14 protein-coding genes are annotated in these 18,769 nt (G+C 41.8%); 10 read left to right on the forward strand and 4 right to left on the reverse strand.

What is annotated here, in order from left to right; translation table 11 throughout:
- Positions 1 to 126: 126 nt before the first annotated feature.
- The 8 genes from ilvG to AC2IOM_RS05935 all read left to right on the forward strand — a co-directional run bounded on the left by ilvG (position 127) and on the right by AC2IOM_RS05935 (position 9,109).
- Positions 127 to 1,776, forward strand: coding sequence for an acetolactate synthase 2 catalytic subunit (ilvG, locus tag AC2IOM_RS05900; RefSeq protein ID WP_486359392.1), 1,650 nt, complete (start codon positions 127 to 129; stop codon positions 1,774 to 1,776).
- On the forward strand, positions 1,773 to 2,021 hold the full coding sequence (gene ilvM / locus AC2IOM_RS05905; RefSeq protein ID WP_010561632.1) for an acetolactate synthase 2 small subunit: 249 nt from the start codon (positions 1,773 to 1,775) through the stop codon (positions 2,019 to 2,021). The genes ilvG and ilvM overlap by 4 nt, the downstream gene beginning before the upstream one ends.
- 25 nt (positions 2,022 to 2,046) lie before the next feature.
- Entirely contained in the window at positions 2,047 to 2,961 is a 915-nt protein-coding gene (locus AC2IOM_RS05910) for a branched-chain amino acid transaminase (protein ID WP_010561633.1), read from the forward strand.
- Between the two features lie 62 nt (positions 2,962 to 3,023).
- Positions 3,024 to 4,880, forward strand: coding sequence for a dihydroxy-acid dehydratase (gene ilvD / locus AC2IOM_RS05915; RefSeq protein WP_486359393.1), 1,857 nt, complete (start codon positions 3,024 to 3,026; stop codon positions 4,878 to 4,880).
- Positions 4,880 to 6,427, forward strand: coding sequence for a threonine ammonia-lyase, biosynthetic (ilvA, locus tag AC2IOM_RS05920; protein WP_486359394.1), 1,548 nt, complete (start codon positions 4,880 to 4,882; stop codon positions 6,425 to 6,427). Before ilvD ends, ilvA begins: the two co-directional genes overlap by 1 nt.
- Before the next feature lie 106 nt (positions 6,428 to 6,533).
- Positions 6,534 to 7,709: a methyltransferase gene (locus AC2IOM_RS05925; protein WP_486359395.1), complete on the forward strand. Its 1,176-nt coding sequence runs from the start codon at positions 6,534 to 6,536 to the stop codon at positions 7,707 to 7,709.
- Positions 7,710 to 7,734: 25 nt separating this feature from the next.
- Positions 7,735 to 8,385 (forward strand): carbonate dehydratase, encoded by a 651-nt coding sequence (gene can / locus AC2IOM_RS05930; protein ID WP_010561637.1) that lies wholly within the window; start codon positions 7,735 to 7,737, stop codon positions 8,383 to 8,385.
- Entirely contained in the window at positions 8,336 to 9,109 is a 774-nt protein-coding gene (locus AC2IOM_RS05935; RefSeq protein ID WP_394227657.1) for a substrate-binding periplasmic protein, read from the forward strand. The genes can and AC2IOM_RS05935 overlap by 50 nt, the downstream gene beginning before the upstream one ends.
- Positions 9,110 to 9,118: 9 nt before the next feature.
- Here the strand turns inward: AC2IOM_RS05935 and ubiK are convergent, their stop codons facing one another.
- Positions 9,119 to 9,379: a ubiquinone biosynthesis accessory factor UbiK gene (gene ubiK / locus AC2IOM_RS05940; RefSeq protein ID WP_486359396.1), complete on the reverse strand. Its 261-nt coding sequence runs from the start codon at positions 9,377 to 9,379 to the stop codon at positions 9,119 to 9,121.
- Positions 9,380 to 9,509: 130 nt separating this feature from the next.
- Here ubiK and rep point away from each other — a divergent pair, with 130 nt between their 5' ends.
- The gene (gene rep, locus AC2IOM_RS05945; RefSeq protein ID WP_486359397.1) at positions 9,510 to 11,522 is read left to right on the forward strand and encodes a DNA helicase Rep; all 2,013 of its coding nucleotides are present in this window, start codon (positions 9,510 to 9,512) and stop codon (positions 11,520 to 11,522) included.
- A gap of 3 nt (positions 11,523 to 11,525) precedes the next feature.
- Here rep and AC2IOM_RS05950 read toward each other — a convergent pair whose 3' ends face one another.
- From AC2IOM_RS05950 to elbB, 3 genes are all read right to left on the reverse strand, one after another.
- Complete coding sequence (locus AC2IOM_RS05950) at positions 11,526 to 14,039, reverse strand: GAF domain-containing protein (RefSeq protein ID WP_486359398.1); 2,514 nt, start codon at positions 14,037 to 14,039, stop codon at positions 11,526 to 11,528.
- 279 nt (positions 14,040 to 14,318) lie between these two features.
- Complete coding sequence (locus AC2IOM_RS05955; RefSeq protein ID WP_100914232.1) at positions 14,319 to 14,714, reverse strand: c-type cytochrome; 396 nt, start codon at positions 14,712 to 14,714, stop codon at positions 14,319 to 14,321.
- A gap of 157 nt (positions 14,715 to 14,871) precedes the next feature.
- Complete coding sequence (elbB, locus tag AC2IOM_RS05960) at positions 14,872 to 15,522, reverse strand: isoprenoid biosynthesis glyoxalase ElbB (RefSeq protein ID WP_138629400.1); 651 nt, start codon at positions 15,520 to 15,522, stop codon at positions 14,872 to 14,874.
- A gap of 491 nt (positions 15,523 to 16,013) precedes the next feature.
- Between elbB and polA the strand changes: the two genes are divergently transcribed.
- Positions 16,014 to 18,752, forward strand: a complete 2,739-nt coding sequence (polA, locus tag AC2IOM_RS05965) for a DNA polymerase I (protein ID WP_486359399.1) — start codon at positions 16,014 to 16,016, stop codon at positions 18,750 to 18,752.
- The last annotated feature ends 17 nt before the right edge of the window (positions 18,753 to 18,769 follow it).

Genomic DNA, 18,769 nt, shown 5'->3' on the forward strand with positions numbered 1-18,769 from the left:
CCGCGGGGGCTTCGTAGTGCTGTAGCAAAAGTTAAGCATTGAGAGAGCCCCCGAACTGAAAAGTCCGGGGGCTTTTTTTTGGCAGTAAGAAAATGAGCAAGTAGTAAACATCACAGGGTAGAGAAAATGACAGGTGCAGAGTTAACAATCGATTTATTAGCCAAACATGGCGTGAAAGAGGTATTTGGATACCCTGGTGGTGCGATTATGCCAATTTACGATGCGCTGTATGGCTCGCCTGTTACTCACTATCTAACCCGTCATGAACAAGGCGCTGGTTTTGCCGCTGTTGGTTACGCAAGAAGCACAGGCAAACTGGGTGTTTGTTTTGCAACTTCAGGCCCTGGCGCGACAAACCTTATCACTGCACTTGCCGATGCCATGATGGATTCTGTACCACTGCTTGCAATTACCGGTCAAGTACCTACCGCAGCGATTGGCTCAGATGCCTTTCAAGAAGTCGATGTGTTAGGTATGTCACTGAGCTGTACTAAACACAGCTACATGGTAGAGCGAGCTGAAGATTTAGCCGAGGTTTTACAAGAAGCGATGCATTTAGCGCAATCAGGCCGACCAGGCCCCGTGCTTGTTGATATTCCGAAAGATATCCAAATGGGCGCTGTTAATTATCATCCTTGGCTTGCGGCAGACGACTACAAACCTGAATTGAGCCAATCGGAACTAACCAAAGCTAATGAACTACTAAGCCAAGCGAAAAAACCACTGGCGTATGTGGGTGGCGGTGTACAAATGGCAGATGCACAAGATGAGCTTATGCAATTCTTAAAAGCGACTAATATGCCTGCTGTAAGCACATTAAAAGCGCTTGGCTCTGTGACAGCTGATTATGCCTATAACCTCGGAATGCTGGGCATGCACGGTGGTCAAGCAGCTAACTTAGCAGTGCAAGAATGCGATTTGCTAGTGTGTATTGGTGCTCGTTTTGACGACCGTGTAACAGGTAACCTTGCTAAATTTGCCAGTAAAGCTAAGGTTATCCATTTAGATGTTGATGCTGCTGAGGTAGGTAAGCGTAAACCAGTTAATGCCTCACTGGTTGCTGATCTAAAAGATTCATTACCGCATTTAGCGACGCACAAAAGTAATCCAGAATGGTTGGCGCATATCAGTCACATGCAACAGCAATATGCATGGCGCTATGACTACCCTGGTGAAAAAGTATATGCCCCTTATTTATTAAATCGCTTAAGCCGTTTAATGCCAAGTAATGGTGTGGTGTGCTGCGATGTTGGTCAGCACCAAATGTGGGTTGCGCAACATATGGCGTTTTCACATCCAAGTAATCATTTAAGCAGTGGTGGTGCAGGCACTATGGGCTTTGGTTTGCCCGCCGCAATCGGTGCGCAAATCGCTCGTCCTAACGACTTTGTATTAACAGTTTCTGGCGATGGTTCAATCATGATGAACATTCAAGAGCTAGCCACAATTCGTCGTAACAATTTACCCGTTAAACTACTTATTTTAGATAACCAGCGTTTAGGTATGGTTAGACAGTGGCAGCAACTTTTCTTTGATGGTCGCTACAGTGAAACAAATCTTTCAGATAATCCTGACTTTGTACAATTAGCCGCTGTTTTTGGTATTCCGGGTGAAACCATCACCCATGCAAACCAAGTCGATGAGGCGATAGATAAATTAGTGGCGAGTGAAGGCCCTTATATTCTTCACGCGTGTATAGATGATAAAGAAAATGTTTGGCCATTAGTTCCGCCAGGCGCCGCAAATGATCAAATGCTAACTGAGGTGGCAAAATGAAGCACAACTTATCAATAGAAGTGAAACAACAAAGTATCGCATTAGAGCGGTTTTTACGTGTAACACGCCACCGCGGGTTTAATTTAACCTCAATGAACATTGAGACTAGCGAAGAAAAGTATATTGTAAATATGATGGTAGACAGTGACCGACCTATTTATTTATTAACACAACAATTAAAAAAGTTAGTTGAAGTAAACCAAGTTGAAATACTTGAACAACAATCGATAGCAGCAACTAGCTAATTATTATTTTTTAAGGTTTTAGAGAATGTCAGATTTAATTTGGTTCAATGGCAAAATTATTCCACAAGAACAAGCAACTACTCACGTACTTAGTCATGCGCTGCATTATGGTAGCTCAGTATTTGAAGGTGTACGCGCATACGAAACGCCAAATGGTCCAGCCATTTTCCGTTTGCAAGATCACACCAAGCGTTTATTTGATTCAGCAAAAATTTACCGTATGCAAATCCCTTACACAGCTGATGAAATTAATGAAGCGTGTAAAGCAGCAGTACGTGAAAACGGTTTAAAAAATGCGTATCTACGTCCGTTTGCGTTTTTAGGCAATGTGGGATTAGGCGTAAATCCTAAATCACATAAAGCAGACGTTGCCGTTGCCGCAATGGAATGGGGTACGTATTTAGGTGACGGCGCATTAGAAGCGGGCGTTGATGCGTGTGTTTCATCATGGAACCGTTTAGCACCTAATACCATGCCAACAGCAGCAAAAGCAGGTGGTAACTATTTGTCATCGCAGCTAATTTCAGGTGAAGCAAAACGTAATGGTTACGTTGAAGGTATCGCACTTGATGTAAATGGCTATCTTAGTGAAGGTGCTGGCGAAAACCTATTTATTGTTAAAAACGGCGTAATTTATACGCCACCAACAACCGCTGCGATTCTGCCGGGTTTAACACGCGATACCATGATGTATCTTGCGAAAAAAGCGGGCTTTGAAGTACGTGAAGAATCAATCTCGCGTGAAGCGCTTTACCTTGCAGATGAGTTCTTTATGACAGGCACAGCAGCAGAAGTAACACCAGTGCGTAGCGTAGACCAAATTGAAATTGGTACAGGTAAGCGCGGTGAAATCACTGAGCAATTACAACAAGCGTATTTTGATTTAGTGAAAGGCCAAACAGAAGATGAAAATGGCTGGTTAACACTAATCAACGAATAATACGAAAACGACATATTTATTGGGAATGAGGAATGGGGCAGAGCCCTAAAATGAGGTAAACCATGGCAAAATTAAGAAGTGCAACAACAACTGAAGGTCGTAAACGTGCTGGTGCTCGTGCACTCTGGCGTGCAACAGGGATGACAGATAAAGACTTTGGTAAACCCATTGTTGCTGTGGTGAACTCATATACCCAGTTTGTACCGGGTCATGTTCACTTAAATCAACTAAGTGAAATGATGGCTGAAACCATTCGTGACGCAGGCGGTGTACCACGTGAATTCAATACGATTGCTATCGATGATGGTATCGCTATGGGTCATGGCGGCATGCTTTACTCACTGCCTTCACGTGACCTAATTGCCGATTCTGTTGAATATATGGTTAATGCTCACTGTGCGGATGCCATGGTGTGTATTTCAAACTGCGACAAAATCACCCCAGGAATGTTGTTAGCTGCACTTCGCTTAAATATTCCGGTGATTTTTGTATCAGGTGGACCAATGGAAGCGGGTAAAACACGCCTTGCTGAAATTGATATCAAGCTTGATTTAGTTGATGCCATGGTAAAAGGTGCCGATCCATCGGTAAGTGATGAAGATTCAGACCAAGTTGAGCGTAGCGCCTGCCCAACTTGTGGTTCGTGTTCAGGTATGTTTACCGCTAACTCAATGAACTGCTTATTAGAAGCGCTTGGTTTAGCACTGCCAGGTAACGGTACAACATTAGCAACACATAAAGACCGCAAACAACTTTATGTCGAAGCAGGTCGCCGTATTGTCGATTTATGTCGTAGCTATTATCGCGATGAAGACGATTCAGTACTGCCGCGCAACATCGCTGATCGCAGCGCATTTATGAATGCCATGACACTCGATATTGCAATGGGTGGTTCATCAAATACGGTGTTACACATCATCGGCGCAGCGCAAGAAGCGGGTGTTGATTTTGATATGACCCATATTGATCAGCTGTCACGTCAAACACCTTTCTTATGTAAAGTAGCGCCAGCAACACCTGAATATCATATCGAAGATGTGCACCGCGCTGGTGGCATTATGGGTATTCTTAACGAGCTTGGTAAAGCAGGTAAGTTAGAACTAAATGCAGGCCATGTGGCTGGTGGCACCTTAGGTGAATTAATTGAAAAATGGGATGCAACCAATTCTGAAAATAGCGCTGCACAAAAATTCTATAAAGCGGGCCCTGCGGGTATTCGTACCACTAAAGCGATGAGCCAAGAAACGCGTTGGCCTGAGCTTGATCTAGACCGACAAAATGGCTGTATCCGCAGTGTTGAACATGCGTTTAGTCAAGATGGTGGTTTAGCGGTGCTTTACGGCAACCTTGCGCCAGACGGTTGTATTGTTAAAACCGCCGGTGTTGCAGACGGCATGTTGGTATTTAAGGGCACTGCGAAAGTATTCGAATCCCAAGATGATGCAGTTGACGGCATCTTAGGTGGCCAAATCGAAAAAGGGGATGTGGTTATCATCCGCTATGAAGGACCAAAAGGCGGTCCTGGCATGCAAGAAATGTTGTATCCGACTAGCTACCTAAAATCGATGGGATTAGATAAAGATTGTGCGCTATTAACGGATGGTCGCTTTTCTGGTGGTACATCGGGCTTATCAATTGGTCACGCTTCGCCAGAAGCCGCTAGCCAAGGTGCAATCGCGCTGGTTGAAAACGGCGATGAAATCGTCATTGATATCACCAAGCGTAGCATTGATATGATTGTTAGCGATGAAGAGCTTGCTGCGCGTCATGAAAAGCAGTTAGCCCGCGGTAAAGATGCCTACAAACCAGTGGATCGCGTACGTAGTGTAACGCCTGCATTAAAAGCCTATGCATTATTGGCAACCAGTGCGGATAAAGGCGCGGTACGTGACCTTAAAAAGTTAGAGGAGCTCAGTTAATGGTCTCCCAAGAGCTCGATTATTTTCGCGCTATAATCCAAGCCAATATGGAGCCCTTGGCAAAAGTAACTGAGGTTAGCCCAGTTACTAGCCTTGAACAAAAACTTGGCAATCATATTTGGTTAAAGCGCGAAGATCAGCAGCCGGTATATTCGTTTAAATTACGCGGTGCGTATAACAAATTAAAGCAGCTACCAAAAGGCTCGCAAGTAGTCACAGCATCAGCTGGTAACCATGCTCAGGGTGTGGCACTTAGTGCAAGCCACCTTGGTCATACAGCACGTATTGTAATGCCAGTGACTACACCGGAAATCAAAGTAAATGCGGTGCGCAATCTGGGTGGCGAAGTTATTTTACATGGCCATCACTTTGATGCTGCGAATGCCTATGCACTGGAAATTGCTGAAAAAGAAGGTGCGGTGTTTGTACCACCGTTCGATGATAAAGATGTGATCATCGGGCAAGGTACCATTGCGCGTGAACTAATGCAGCAGTTGCCATTACTTGATGCGGTGTTTATTCCGGTAGGTGGCGGTGGCTTATTAGCAGGTATGTCGATTTACTTAAAATCACTGCGCCCAGATATTAAAGTGATCGGTGTTGAAGCTGAAGATAGTGCCTGTTTAAAAGCTGCAATGGATGCAGGTGAACCGGTTGAACTTGAGCGCGTAGGCAGTTTTGCCGATGGCGTTGCGGTTAAAATCATTGGTAAAGAAACTTTTCGTTTAGCGCAAAAATACTGCGATGAAGTCATTACCGTTTCGAGTGATGAAATTTGCGCCGCGATGCAAGATATTTTTGTTTCAACCCGCGCCGTCGCTGAGCCATCAGGTGGTTTATCACTGGCAGGGCTTAAAAAATGGGTAGCACAAACGGGTTCAAAAGGTAAAAACCTAGCGGCAATTTTATCAGGTGCAAACCTTAACTTTGATAGATTGCGTTATGTGGCAGAACGTACAGCGCTGGGTGAGCATAACGAAGCGCTTTTAGCGGTGACTATTAAAGAAGAAAAAGGCAGTTTTAAAAGTTTCTGCAAGGCACTAAATGGTCGTTCAATTACGGAATTTAATTACCGTTACACAGGCCCAGGCGATGCTGAAATTTTTGTTGGTGTTGGCTTGCGCAATGGTGAAGCGGAACTGGTGAGCTTAAAACAAGAGTTGACTGATAAAGGTTATGCTTTTGTTGATATGACCAATAACGAGCTGGCTAAATTGCATGTGCGTTATATGGTTGGCGGTAAACCGGGTGAGCAGTTATCAGAGCGTTTATTCCGTTTTGAGTTTCCTGAATATCCAGGAGCGCTCGAGCGTTTTCTTGATACCTTAGGTGCAAATTGGAATATCAGCTTATTCCACTATCGCAATCATGGTGCTGCAACCGGAAATGTATTGGCTGCATTTGAAGTGCCTGAGCAAGATAATGCTGCTTTTAGTGAGCACTTACAGCGCTTAGCTTATGCTTATCAAGAAGAAACTGACAACCCGTGTTATTTGCAGTTTTTGTCGAGTAAAGCACAAAAGCTTGCGCAGGTAGCAAACAGCTAACGTAAACAACTGACCTAAATGCCCCAATTATTGGGGCATTTTCTATTCTGAACATCACAGCAAGATTTGCTATCATAGCGCTACTCAAATTTAGCTTGTGTTGAAGATGTCTCACACCGCACTTTTTACCGCAATTGATACGCTATTAACTAAAACACAAGCCTATTGGCAATGTGTTGCTTTTGCGTCGCGCGAAATACCTTGGCCGCATTTAACAGAAATCCTGCTGGCGTTATCTGACGATGATGTTGAAAAGCTTGAAAGCAATCAAGTTGAGCTGCAGCGTTACTTGGCCAATCTTATTCCTGAATTAGATAATGTTGAAAGTTTGTTGCAACTGCCAAGCGCAAATAAGCAGGCAGCTGAATTTCCGTTTTGGCTTACCAATGGCATTAAAGGCAGCAAGATTGCGCAATTAGAAAGTTTTGTGATGCAAACCGCAGAGCGAGACTTACCGCTACTGGAGTGGTGCGCAGGTAAAGGGCATTTAGGGCGGCTATATCATTTTGCCCACAAAGTGCCAGTACAAAGTGTTGAAATACAGCCTCAGCTGGTGGCTCAAGGGCAGCAGTTAGCACAGCAATTTGGCTTGGATATTAAACTGGCTGAATTGGATGTTTTATCCGAACGTGCGGCAGATTATTTACAGCAAGAACAGCATGCGGTGGCGCTTCATGCCTGTGGTGGGCTGCATCAAGCACTGATTAAACATGGTGTCGCCAAAGGCACTAAATTAATGAGTATTTCACCCTGTTGTTATCACTTATTTCAGCAATCTGAACAGTATGAAGCAATGAGCAATATTGCTAAGCAGTCTCAGGTTACCTTTACTGCCAGTGATTTAAAGCTTGCGCTGCAAGAAACAGTTACCTCAGGCAAGCGCATTTCACGTTTACGCGAAACTGAAACCGTATGGCGCTTAGCATTTGATTGTTTACTTGATGATGTACTTGAAAAAGACAGCTATCTTCCGGTGCCGTCCGCCAAAAAAGCGTTGTTCACCGGTGAGTTTAGTGATTTTTGCACGTGGGCTGCCAAGCAAAAAAATATCACTTTACCAGAGCAGATAAATTACGCAGCTTATTTAGCACAAGGCAAATTACGGCGTCAGATTACCCAGCGCATTGAGTTAGTGCGCCATGGCTTTAGGCGTTTGATTGAGCTTTGGTTAGTGCTAGATCGTGTTTTATATTTGGAGCAATTTGGCTACCGCGTTACACTCAGTGAGTTTTGTGAAAAACAGATCACACCAAGAAATATACTAATTCAGGCAAAAGCCTAAAAAACTATCAGGAACGCAAATACTGATGAATAAATTAGCGCATCTTTTTGTTAAGAATCGCTCGTGGGCAAAAGAAACAACGGATCGGGATCCTGAGTTTTTTAAGATTCTTTCAATGCAACAAAACCCCGAATATTTATGGATCGGCTGTGCCGACTCCCGTGTACCCGCTAACGAGATAGTGGGTTTATTACCGGGCGAATTATTTGTTCATAGAAATGTGGCAAATATGGTGGTACATACCGACCATAACTGCTTGTCTGTACTACAATATGCAGTAGAGGTTTTAAAAGTAAAACACATTATGGTTGTAGGGCACTACGGCTGTGGTGGCGTAAAAGCAGCGCTTGATGGCATTCGACTTGGTTTAATCGATAATTGGCTGCGTCATGTTGTCGATGCGCGCGATAAATATGAGACTGAACTTAGTAGCTCTGTTAGTGAGCAGCAAAAGTTTGATCGCTTATGTGAAATAAACGTCATTGAGCAAGTGAAGAATGTGTGCCAAACAAATATCGTGATGGATGCGTGGGAAAGAGGGCAAGCATTAGAAGTCCATGGCTGGATATATGGGTTGGCCGATGGCCATATTAGAGATTTAGAAACCAGCATTAATGGGGCGAACGATGTGGCAAAAATTTATAACAATGCCGTTCAAGGTGTGTTTAGTCGTTAGTGCGTATTTTGCGTTAACAGCTAATAATGCCTATGCCGAGCAAGTTGTACCACAAACGACAGAACAAAAAATAACACTGCGTTTTGCAGTGCCGCATTTTCCACCGTACATTTATTTAAATGAAAATAAAAAGCTTGCAGGGCAAGGTATTGTGCGAGTAACGCAAGTACTTAATAACTTGGAAGTAAACTACGAGTTTGAGCTTGTTGCAAATTACGGTGTGGCGCTGCGTGAAATGCGAAGTGGCAATGTTGATGGTTTTTTCTTAGCGACGCAAAATCGTTTTCGCGACCGTATTGCAAAAATTAGCGATGCGGTACTCATTAATAATTGGAGCTGGTTTTATAAAACATCTAATGTAATTGATGTGAAACACAGCGGATTTCGCGAACAAGCAAAAATAGGCACTATTTTAAACACCAATACGCAGGTGTGGCTGCAAGATAATAATTATCCTATAGCAACGCTTAGTAATGATGTGGATACGCTAGTTGAAATGCTGTTGGCTGACCGACTAGATGCGGTGTTTTTATCGGAGAGTGTGTTTGTTCATGCGTTATCAAAACGATCGCAAAGCCTTGATAATATAGCAAGTATTATTGAAGCAAGCAGAGATTTCTCGGTTTACTTTTCAAATAACTTTTTAGTAGAGCACCGCTGGTTTTTAGACGCATTTAACAGCGAGTTAGCAAAATTAAAAGCACAGGAAAAAGAAGCGCTTTAGCTTCTTTTTTTATTCTGCGTCTTTATCGGCAAGCTTTGCTTCTAGGTCGTTCACACGTTGCTCTAAAATCGCCAATTTCTCACGTGTTCTTAATAATACTTGGCTTTGTACTTCAAAATCTTCACGGCTAACAAAATCCATTTCACTTAATTTATTTTGAATCGCTTGTTTTGTTTTGCCTTCCAATGTATCTGCTAAGTTTTTAACACCTTGTGGCATGTTTTCAGTAATTTGCTTGGCAATTTCTTCAAGTTTAGCTGGGTTAATCATAGTCAAATTCTAGTAATAAAAACTGTGTTTAGTTTAACCCATCAGGGCGTGCAGGCAAAGACAATCCTTGCGCCTGACATAGCTGCATTTTAAAATCCCTTTCTTTGTTGTATTAATGCAAGCGATTTTAATGAAACTCAATCCTAAACAAGATGAAGCGGTTAAATATATCAGTGGTCCATGCCTAGTGCTGGCAGGTGCTGGCTCAGGTAAAACCCGTGTAATCACAAATAAAATTGCCTACTTAGTGCAAAAGTGCGAATACAAGGCACGCAATATTGCAGCGGTAACCTTTACCAATAAAGCAGCTAAAGAAATGCGTGAGCGTGTGGCACAAACACTGGGTAAGCAAGAAGCGAAAGGGTTATGGGTTTCTACGTTTCACACGCTTGGCTTGGAAATTGTTAAAAAAGAGCTAGATGCACTGGGATATAAACCTGGTTTTTCATTATTTGACGACCAAGACAGCAACAAACTTTTGGCTGATTTAACAGAACCCGAATTAAAAGGCGATAAAGACTTACTTAATCTGTTAAAAATGCAGATTTCGAATTGGAAAAATGACCTGATTTTGCCACAGCAGGCCATTGCAGAAGCGAGAGAGCAACAAAAAGTACTATTTGCTCAGCTTTATGCGCGTTTTCAAAATCAACTGCGTGCTTATAACGCGCTCGATTTTGATGATTTAATTATGATCCCAACTTTGCTGCTAAGCGCTAAGCCAGAGGTGCGTGAACGCTGGCAAAATCGCTTTCGCTATTTGTTGGTGGATGAATATCAAGATACTAACACCAGCCAATACCAATTAGTTAAACTGTTAGTGGGTGAGCGAGCGCGCTTTACCGTGGTAGGCGATGATGACCAAAGTATTTATTCTTGGCGCGGAGCAAAACCACAAAACCTAGTGCTGTTGAGTAAAGACTTTCCCGGATTACGTTTAATTAAACTTGAGCAAAATTATCGTAGTGCTGGCCGAATTCTTAAGTCTGCCAATATTCTTATTGCAAATAATCCGCACGTGTTTGATAAAAAGTTATTTAGTGAATTAGCATACGGCGAACAGATTAAAGTTATTGCGACAAAAGATGAAGAGCATGAAGCTGAGAGAGTGGTTGCTGAGATTATTTCGCATAAGTTTATGAAGCGCACCAGCTATAAAGACTACGCAATTTTGTATCGTGGTAATCACCAAGCAAGGGTATTTGAAAAAGCCTTAATGGGAAGCCATATTCCGTACAAAATTAGCGGCGGTATGTCGTTTTTCTCACGTGCAGAAATTAAAGACATTATGGCGTATTTAAGGTTATTGGTGAATCAAGATGACGATAACGCCTTTTTACGTATAGTAAATACGCCACGCCGTGAAATTGGCCCTAGCACACTTGAGAAATTAGGATCGCTGGCGAATGAAAAGCACATTAGTTTGTTTGCCGCGTGTTTTGAGCCTGAATTATCGTCGCGCTTAGCTGGGCGTGGTTATAATGCGTTAATGGGTTTTGCCCGTTGGGTGGTTGAACTTTCAGACCGCGCAACTCGCGGAGATACTCTTGAAGCCGTAAAAGACATGGTACGCGAGATTAATTACGAAGATTATTTGTATGAGACCTCAACCAGCGCTAAAGCTGCTGAAATGCGTATGAAAAACGTGTCGGAGCTGTATCGTTGGATCACCGATATGCTGGTTGGCAGTAGCGATAACCCGCCGCTGACCTTACCTGAGGTTGTGATGAAGCTAACTCTGCGCGACATGCTAGAACGCAATGAAGAAGAAGATGAGTCAGATGCGGTGCAATTACTGACATTACACGCATCGAAAGGCTTGGAATATCCTTATGTGTTTATGGTGGGTATGGAAGAGGGATTGTTACCACACCAAACCAGTATTGATGAAGATAACGTTGAAGAAGAAAGGCGCTTAGCTTACGTAGGCATTACTCGTGCGCAGCAAGAGCTGATTTTAACCTATGCGAAAGAGCGCAGAATGTTTGGTGAAACGGCAACGCCAGAGTTAAGTCGTTTTGTTGCTGAAATGCCACAAGATGATCTTGCTTACGAGATGCGAAAACAACCGCAAAACCAACAACAACGTATGGAAAAAGGCCAAGCGCGCGTTGCTAATTTACGCGCCATGTTAAAGAAATAACGTTTACTTTTTATTGGTTTTACTGAGCAGTGATTGCCTTTTATCGAACTGCGATAGCTGCTCAGAACCTTGCGTTAGTGGGCTTAAGAATAAGTTGATACCAAGTATTTTGAGCGCTGACTGAAAATTCACTATGGCAGGTCCAGTTGCGATAATTTCACACTTACTGCCTTTTGTAAGCGCAAGTAAGGCAGCAAGCTGTTGCTGTGCTATTTTCTCTGTGACTAATTTTCGACAAAAGTTAAGTTCTAACTGCATAAAATCAAATTCCACACAGGTTAGCTTTGCAAGATCGATTTGCTGACGAGCAACGTCAATAACACCTATTTTAAATCCTAATTTTTTGAGTTTTGCTAGATTATCAACCTGGGTCGTCGACATTTCAGCAAGATTACTGTCGTTAATTAACCAGCAAATATTATTTGCTGACTTACTTAGTGCTTTGTAAAAACGATCAAATTCACGTGCCAAAATACTGGTGTGCAGTTGCAAAAACACCGTACCATTTTGCACAACATGAGGGAGAATTTGATTTAATAAGTAATCACAATAATCAATTGCCGCATGTTGTTCTTGTAATAAATGAGCAAGGGCTATTGTTGCACCTGATTCCAGTGTTAGCTGTGGATTGTAAAAAGTAGCGACACTGTGATCTTTATGCAGATCAATCACATTTGATTTGGCAAAACTCAGTTGCCCAGCGTTAATTTCTGTCGGGCAAATCAGGCTACTTCTTGGCTCTAGATGTTCAGCGCTGAGCTCAATGGTACCTTTACCTGATTTCTTCGCTTGGTACATAGCACTGTCAGCGTCACGAATAATTTGGTCAGTGCTGGTATAGGCTTTATTGCTGTATGCAATACCAATGCTTGCCCCGCTTTTAACGCATAACTCATTAATACAAAAAGGCTTGTTCATTAATTTGATAATGCGCTTAGCGATAAGCTCAGCTTCGTCTTTGTGCTGTAAATGAGTTAATAAAATAACAAATTCATCACCACCAAAACGTGCTAGTAAATCATGCTCACGAATGCAGGTAGAAAACTCATTAGCAGTCGATTTTAAAAATTTATCGCCAGCGTGATGACCGAGAGTATCATTGATATCTTTAAAATTATCGAGGTCAATAAACATCACAGCAAAGCCGTGCGATTTATCCCGCTTATGACGTTGCAGGGTTTTATCTAATTGAGAAATAAACAAACTTCGGTTTGCTAAGCCTGTTAAATTATCATGATGTGCATCATGAAATAATTGCCGTTCAATTTTCTTACGCTCTTCAATTTGCAGTTGCAAATGAATGTTGGCTTGCTGTAATTCAGCCGTTTTTTCTTTCACTCTTTGCTCTAATTGGTTATCTGCCAAGTGTTTTACGATTACATTGGAAATTTGCTCAGAGACAAAAGAGATAAGTTCAATATCAGATTGTTTGTAGCTGTATTCGTTATTAAACGCCTGACAAGCCAATACACCAATTACTTGTTGGCGGTGATAAAGCGGCACGCCAATCCAAGAAGTCGGTAAAGGAGAATTATTAAATTTAGCTGGCAGCTCAACATGGCCTTTTGCCACTTCATTTAACACACGGTTTTGGTCAAATAATTCCGTTTTACCTGAGCGAATAACAAATTCAGTTAATCCTTTAGAGAAGGTACGAGGTTGATAATCAACAGACATTTCATCCACTGCGTAAGGACAGCTGATCATATTTTCGCTGTGATCATAAAGCGCGATAAATAGGTTTTTAGCGAATACTTCTTCGTTAACAATATTGTGAACTCGCTCAAAAAAGTCTTGGTTGTTAAGACTTTTTGTTGCTAGCTTAGAAATCGCGTACAAAATATTTTGTTTGCGAATAGTATCTTGGTTTCGAGCAATTTCGCGGCTTAACTGTTCAGTGCGCTCAGCAACTTGTTGCGCCATATACTGGCGCTTTTTAACGCGTTCAACTGCGGTACTAAAATAGAATGCAACCGTTTCGAACAGTGCTATCTGACTGTCATCAAACGGCTGATTTACATTATAGCTTTGTGTTGCCATAACGCCGATCACGCGACCGTCGTGATGGATTGGCACACCTAACCAGTATTCACAAGGCGTGCCCATAACACGGCATACACCTTTAATTTCGCAATCGGCAATTTGTTCTTTATTAAATAGTTTGGTTTTACCGGTCTTAAATACAAGTCCGGTAAGCGAATTATCGAGCATTCCTGTTTGTTGGGCTTGAATTGGTAAATGAATGCCATCGATCTCGTCGACAAAATAAGTAAGTTCGAGTTCGCCAATATCAGGGTTGAATAACACCACATAAAAGTTTCTACATGGCAGGCTGCTTTCTAAAATTTGCTGAATAGCGGGGTAGAGCAAGGTAAGTTCTGATACTTTACTTGCTTGTTCGGATAATTGTAATAACGCAGTTTGCGTTTGCAAAGAGGTTTGATATTTCTTTACTAAACTTTTTAAGCGCTTTATTTTTCTTTGCTGTGAGCCGCTATCGGCATGAGCATCTTCCATTGCTATTTCTTATTATTAGGTAGAATTTATAGCAGTGTGAACCCAACCGAACCACACAGTTAATCACTGCCTATTTTTTAACCTTATTTTTCCATTTTTCGTTTTAAATAGCAATCTTGTTGATGAAATTGCTTTGATATTTAACTCATTGATAAATTTGAGTTTTCAAATAAATTGAATATTCTTTTTTATTCTAACTTGTGTTTTCTTAGTTATATAAATGTTAACCAATAAAAAAGCCGCTTAGTTAAGCGGCTTTTTTTAAAATGCGTTTTATGTTTAGTGACCTTTTGCCATAAACTCAATTGCATCTTTAATTTCATCATCAGAACAGTTCATACATGTACCGCGAGGAGGCATTGCATTAAAACCATTAATTGCATGCTGCATTAGTACATCCATGCCTTTCGCCATGCGAGTATCCCAGTCAGCTTTTGTCTTTGGCGCGCCTAGAGCACCTGTACCGTGACAACCAAAACAACTTGCTTGATACACTTGTTGGCCAGTACGTGGGCCTGTTGGCTCAGCAACAACTGGTTCTGCACCTGCTAAATAAACAGAGCCAACTGGAGCGATACGTTTTTTAATTGCTTCTTCAGTTAACGAGTTATCAAAAGGTGCTGCAACTGCGACAGTTGCACTCATCATTAGTAATGCTGCTGTTAATTTTTTCATTTTTTACTTGCTCACAAATTGAGGTGATCAATCACAATAGACGGAAATTAGCACAATTATAACGTTTGCTGCGAATTTATAAAATGGTTAGTTATGGCTATTTAGTCGTAAAATATGAAAAAGTTGCGCTAGCGCAACTTTTTCTTTTGTTACAGGGTTAGCTCATTTTTACTAATTGTGCGATGGCTTTTTCAATACCGCTCGCCGCTTCGCGAATATTTGTCGCTAACATATAAGCTGGTGTGCTGATTACTTTTGCACTTTCGTCGATAATAATATCGTCTACCGCACAGTTTTGGTGTGCTGCGCCTAATGCGTTAACAACATTTGCTGTATCTAGGTCATTGCCAATGGTTGCAAGTGTGCCTGCGGCGTACACTTGTGGAATAATTGCCGGTGCAATACAAATATAGGCTGCCGGTTTTTGCGCATCAGCAAATGCACGACACGCGTTGGCAACGTCTTCATTGATCTCGCACTCAGCGCCTTTTAATGCGAAATCACATAAATTTTTCGCAGCGCCAAAACCACCAGGTAAAGCGAGTGCATCAAACTCCGAAATGTTGAGCTCTTTAAGATCCTTGATCTCACCTCGTGCAATACGCGCAGATTCGACTAGTACGTTGCGTTTCTCAGGCATTTCCTCGCCAGTGATATGATTAATTACATGGTGTTGATCTATATTGGGTGCGAAACATTGGTAACTTGCACCTTGCAGTTCAATATTTAACAGCGTTAATACTGCCTCATGAATTTCAGCGCCATCAAATACACCACAGCCACTTAAAATCACTGCTATCTTTTTCATATATCTATTCCATATCTCAAGATTAGTTAAGCATTATATTCTAGCTATAAAGAAACGATGTAAATAAAAAAAAATTATAAAAAGATCGCTAGGATCTTTGATCTTTTATTGGTAGAGTAACTGCCCTGCTAAAGATTAGGATGTTCCTTGCCAAGCTTTAAGGATAAAAAGTTTAGCAGTTTCCACATCTTGGAAAATTAATAATAATAACAATACGCTAGTAAATTAGCCTTGTTAACTCATTGTATATTAATCAAAAATTTAGATTCTCCATTTGTTTTTTCAAATTCGGGGAAGGCTCTGTTACATCTTTACTAACAAACTTATCCACAGGTTACAACCAGTTGGCCTGAAGAATATTTCAACAATTCGTTTACTGCTTGCACTGCACTGATTATTTCTGTTGTTTATAGAGCTGAATTCTCGTTTTCTTATCGGGGATATGGCATGCTATCGGCAATTTATGTTTAATCGTTTTAAGGCGAGTGCTAATGGCTCAGATCCCTGAAAATCCGTTAATCTTGGTTGATGGTTCATCATACTTATTCCGTGCTTACCATGCTCCACCACATCTAACTAACTCAAAAGGTGAGGCTACCGGTGCTATCTATGGTGTAATTAATATGCTTAAGAGTTTAGTTAAGCAGTATTCGCCAAGTCATATGGTGGTGATCTTTGACGCCAAAGGTCCAACTTTTCGCAATGATATGTATTCTGAATACAAGGCAAACCGCCCACCGATGCCTGATGATCTGCGCACTCAAATTGAGCCTATTCACAATATCATTAAGGCAATGGGTTTACCGCTTATTAGCATTCCGGGTGTTGAAGCCGATGATGTAATTGGCACATTAGCAAAACGCGCGTCAGAACAAAAACGTCATGTACTTATTAGTACAGGCGATAAAGATATGGCGCAGTTAGTTGATGAGCATGTAACACTTATCAACACCATGACTAATACGATTATGGACCCTGCTGGAGTTGTTGATAAATTTGGTATTGGTCCTGAGTTAATCATCGATTATCTCGCATTAATGGGCGATAAAGTCGATAACATTCCAGGTGTACCAGGTGTGGGCGAAAAAACGGCTCTTGCAATGCTGCAAGGACTCGGCTCTATTGACTCACTTTACGATAACTTAGACAAAATCGCAGATCTTGGTTTCCGTGGTTCAAAAACCATGTCGAAGAAACTAGAAGATAATAAAGAACAGCTTCAGCTTTCTTATGAGCTTGCAACGATTAAGTTGGATGTAGAAGTTGAGCAAAACTTGGATTCTTTCGAAGTTGCGGCGCCAAATACTGATGAATTGATCAAGCTTTATGGCGAGTGTGAATTTAAGCGTTGGTTAAGTGAATTACTTGATGGTGACACCGCACCTGCTGCGGAAGTTGAAGTGGCAACTAAACCTGTTGAAACAAATTACGACACTATATTAACTGAAGCACAGTTAGATAGTTGGGTTGCTAAATTGCAAGCGGCAGATCTTTTCGCATTTGATACTGAAACCACCAGTCTTGATTACATGCAAGCTGATCTAGTCGGTATGAGCTTTGCGGTAACAGAAGCGGAAGCAGCTTATTTGCCGCTTAAACATGATTATTTAGGTGCGCCAGCACAACTAAGTCACGAGCTAGTATTTGCTAAACTTGCGCCAATTTTAGCTGATGAAAATAAAGCAAAAGTAGGGCAAAACCTTAAATACGATAAGAGCGTACTCGCGCGAGCGGGTATTGAACTTAATGGTATTCGTTTTGATACCATGCTTGAGTCTTACGTACTCAATAGTGTTGGTACTCGTCATGATATGGACTCACTTGCGCTAAAATATCTCGGCCATAAAAACATTAGTTTTGAAGAAATTGCAGGTAAAGGCAAAGCGCAGCTAACCTTCAACCAAATTGAGCTAGAAAAAGCGGCACCTTATGCGGCGGAAGATGCCGACATAACCTTGCGATTACATAATACGCTTTGGCCAATGTTAGAAAAAGAGCCTGAGCTAGTGGATGTTTTCAATTCAATCGAATTGCCGTTGGTAAATGTGTTATCAGATATGGAACGTACCGGTGTTCATATTGATAGCCAAATGTTGGCACAGCAAAGTGTTGAAATTGCAGCGCGTCTTGAAGAGCTAGAAAAAGAAGCGTATGAGATTGCAGGTGAGGAGTTCAACCTAAGCTCAACCAAGCAATTACAAGGTATTCTATTTGAAAAACTTGGCTTACCAGTATTAAAGAAAACACCAAAAGGTGCGCCGTCGACAGCGGAAGAAGTGCTGCAAGAACTTGCTCACGATTATCCATTGCCTAAATTGATTATTGAACACCGTGGTTTAGCCAAGCTCAAATCAACGTATACTGATAAATTACCTAAAATGGTAGATGAAGTAACTCAGCGTGTTCACACTTCGTATCATCAAGCAGTTACCGCAACAGGTCGCTTAAGTTCAAGCGATCCTAACTTACAGAATATTCCAATTCGTAATGAAGCAGGTCGCCGAATTCGTCAGGCCTTTGTTGCGGCTCCTGGCAAATTAATCATGGCGGCTGACTACAGTCAAATTGAATTGCGTATTATGGCGCATTTATCGCAAGATAACGGCCTATTAAGTGCATTTGCTGAAGGTAAAGACGTTCACAGCGCAACAGCTGCGGAAGTATTTGATGTACCACTTGAAACTGTTACATCTGATATGCGTCGTAAAGCTAAGGCTGTAAACTTCGGTCTAATTTACGGCATGAGTGCCTTTGGCTTGTCACGACAATTAGATATCCCTCGTAATGAAGCACAACATTATATGGATACCTATTTTGAACGCTTCCCAGGTGTACTTGAGTATATGGAACGCACGCGTGAAGATGCCGCTGAAAAAGGTTACGTTAGTACCTTATTTGGTCGTCGTTTATATTTGCCAGATATTAAAGCGCGTAATGGTGCGCGTCGTAAAGCAGCTGAACGAGCAGCAATCAACGCGCCAATGCAGGGCACTGCTGCCGATATTATTAAGCGCGCAATGATCAATGTAGCTGGTTGGCTGAAAACGCAATCGTCAGATGATATTGAAATGATCATGCAAGTTCACGATGAATTGGTGTTTGAAATTAACGCAGATAAAGTGGACGAATTTAGCGATAAAATTTGTTCATTGATGAGTGAAGCAGCTCAGTTGGACGTACCATTGTTAGTGGAAGCTGATTCAGGTGATAACTGGGAGCAGGCTCACTAGTTTGCGCATAAATTAAC

The sequence above is a fragment of the Pseudoalteromonas sp. NS-SX12 genome, assembly GCF_057367955.1.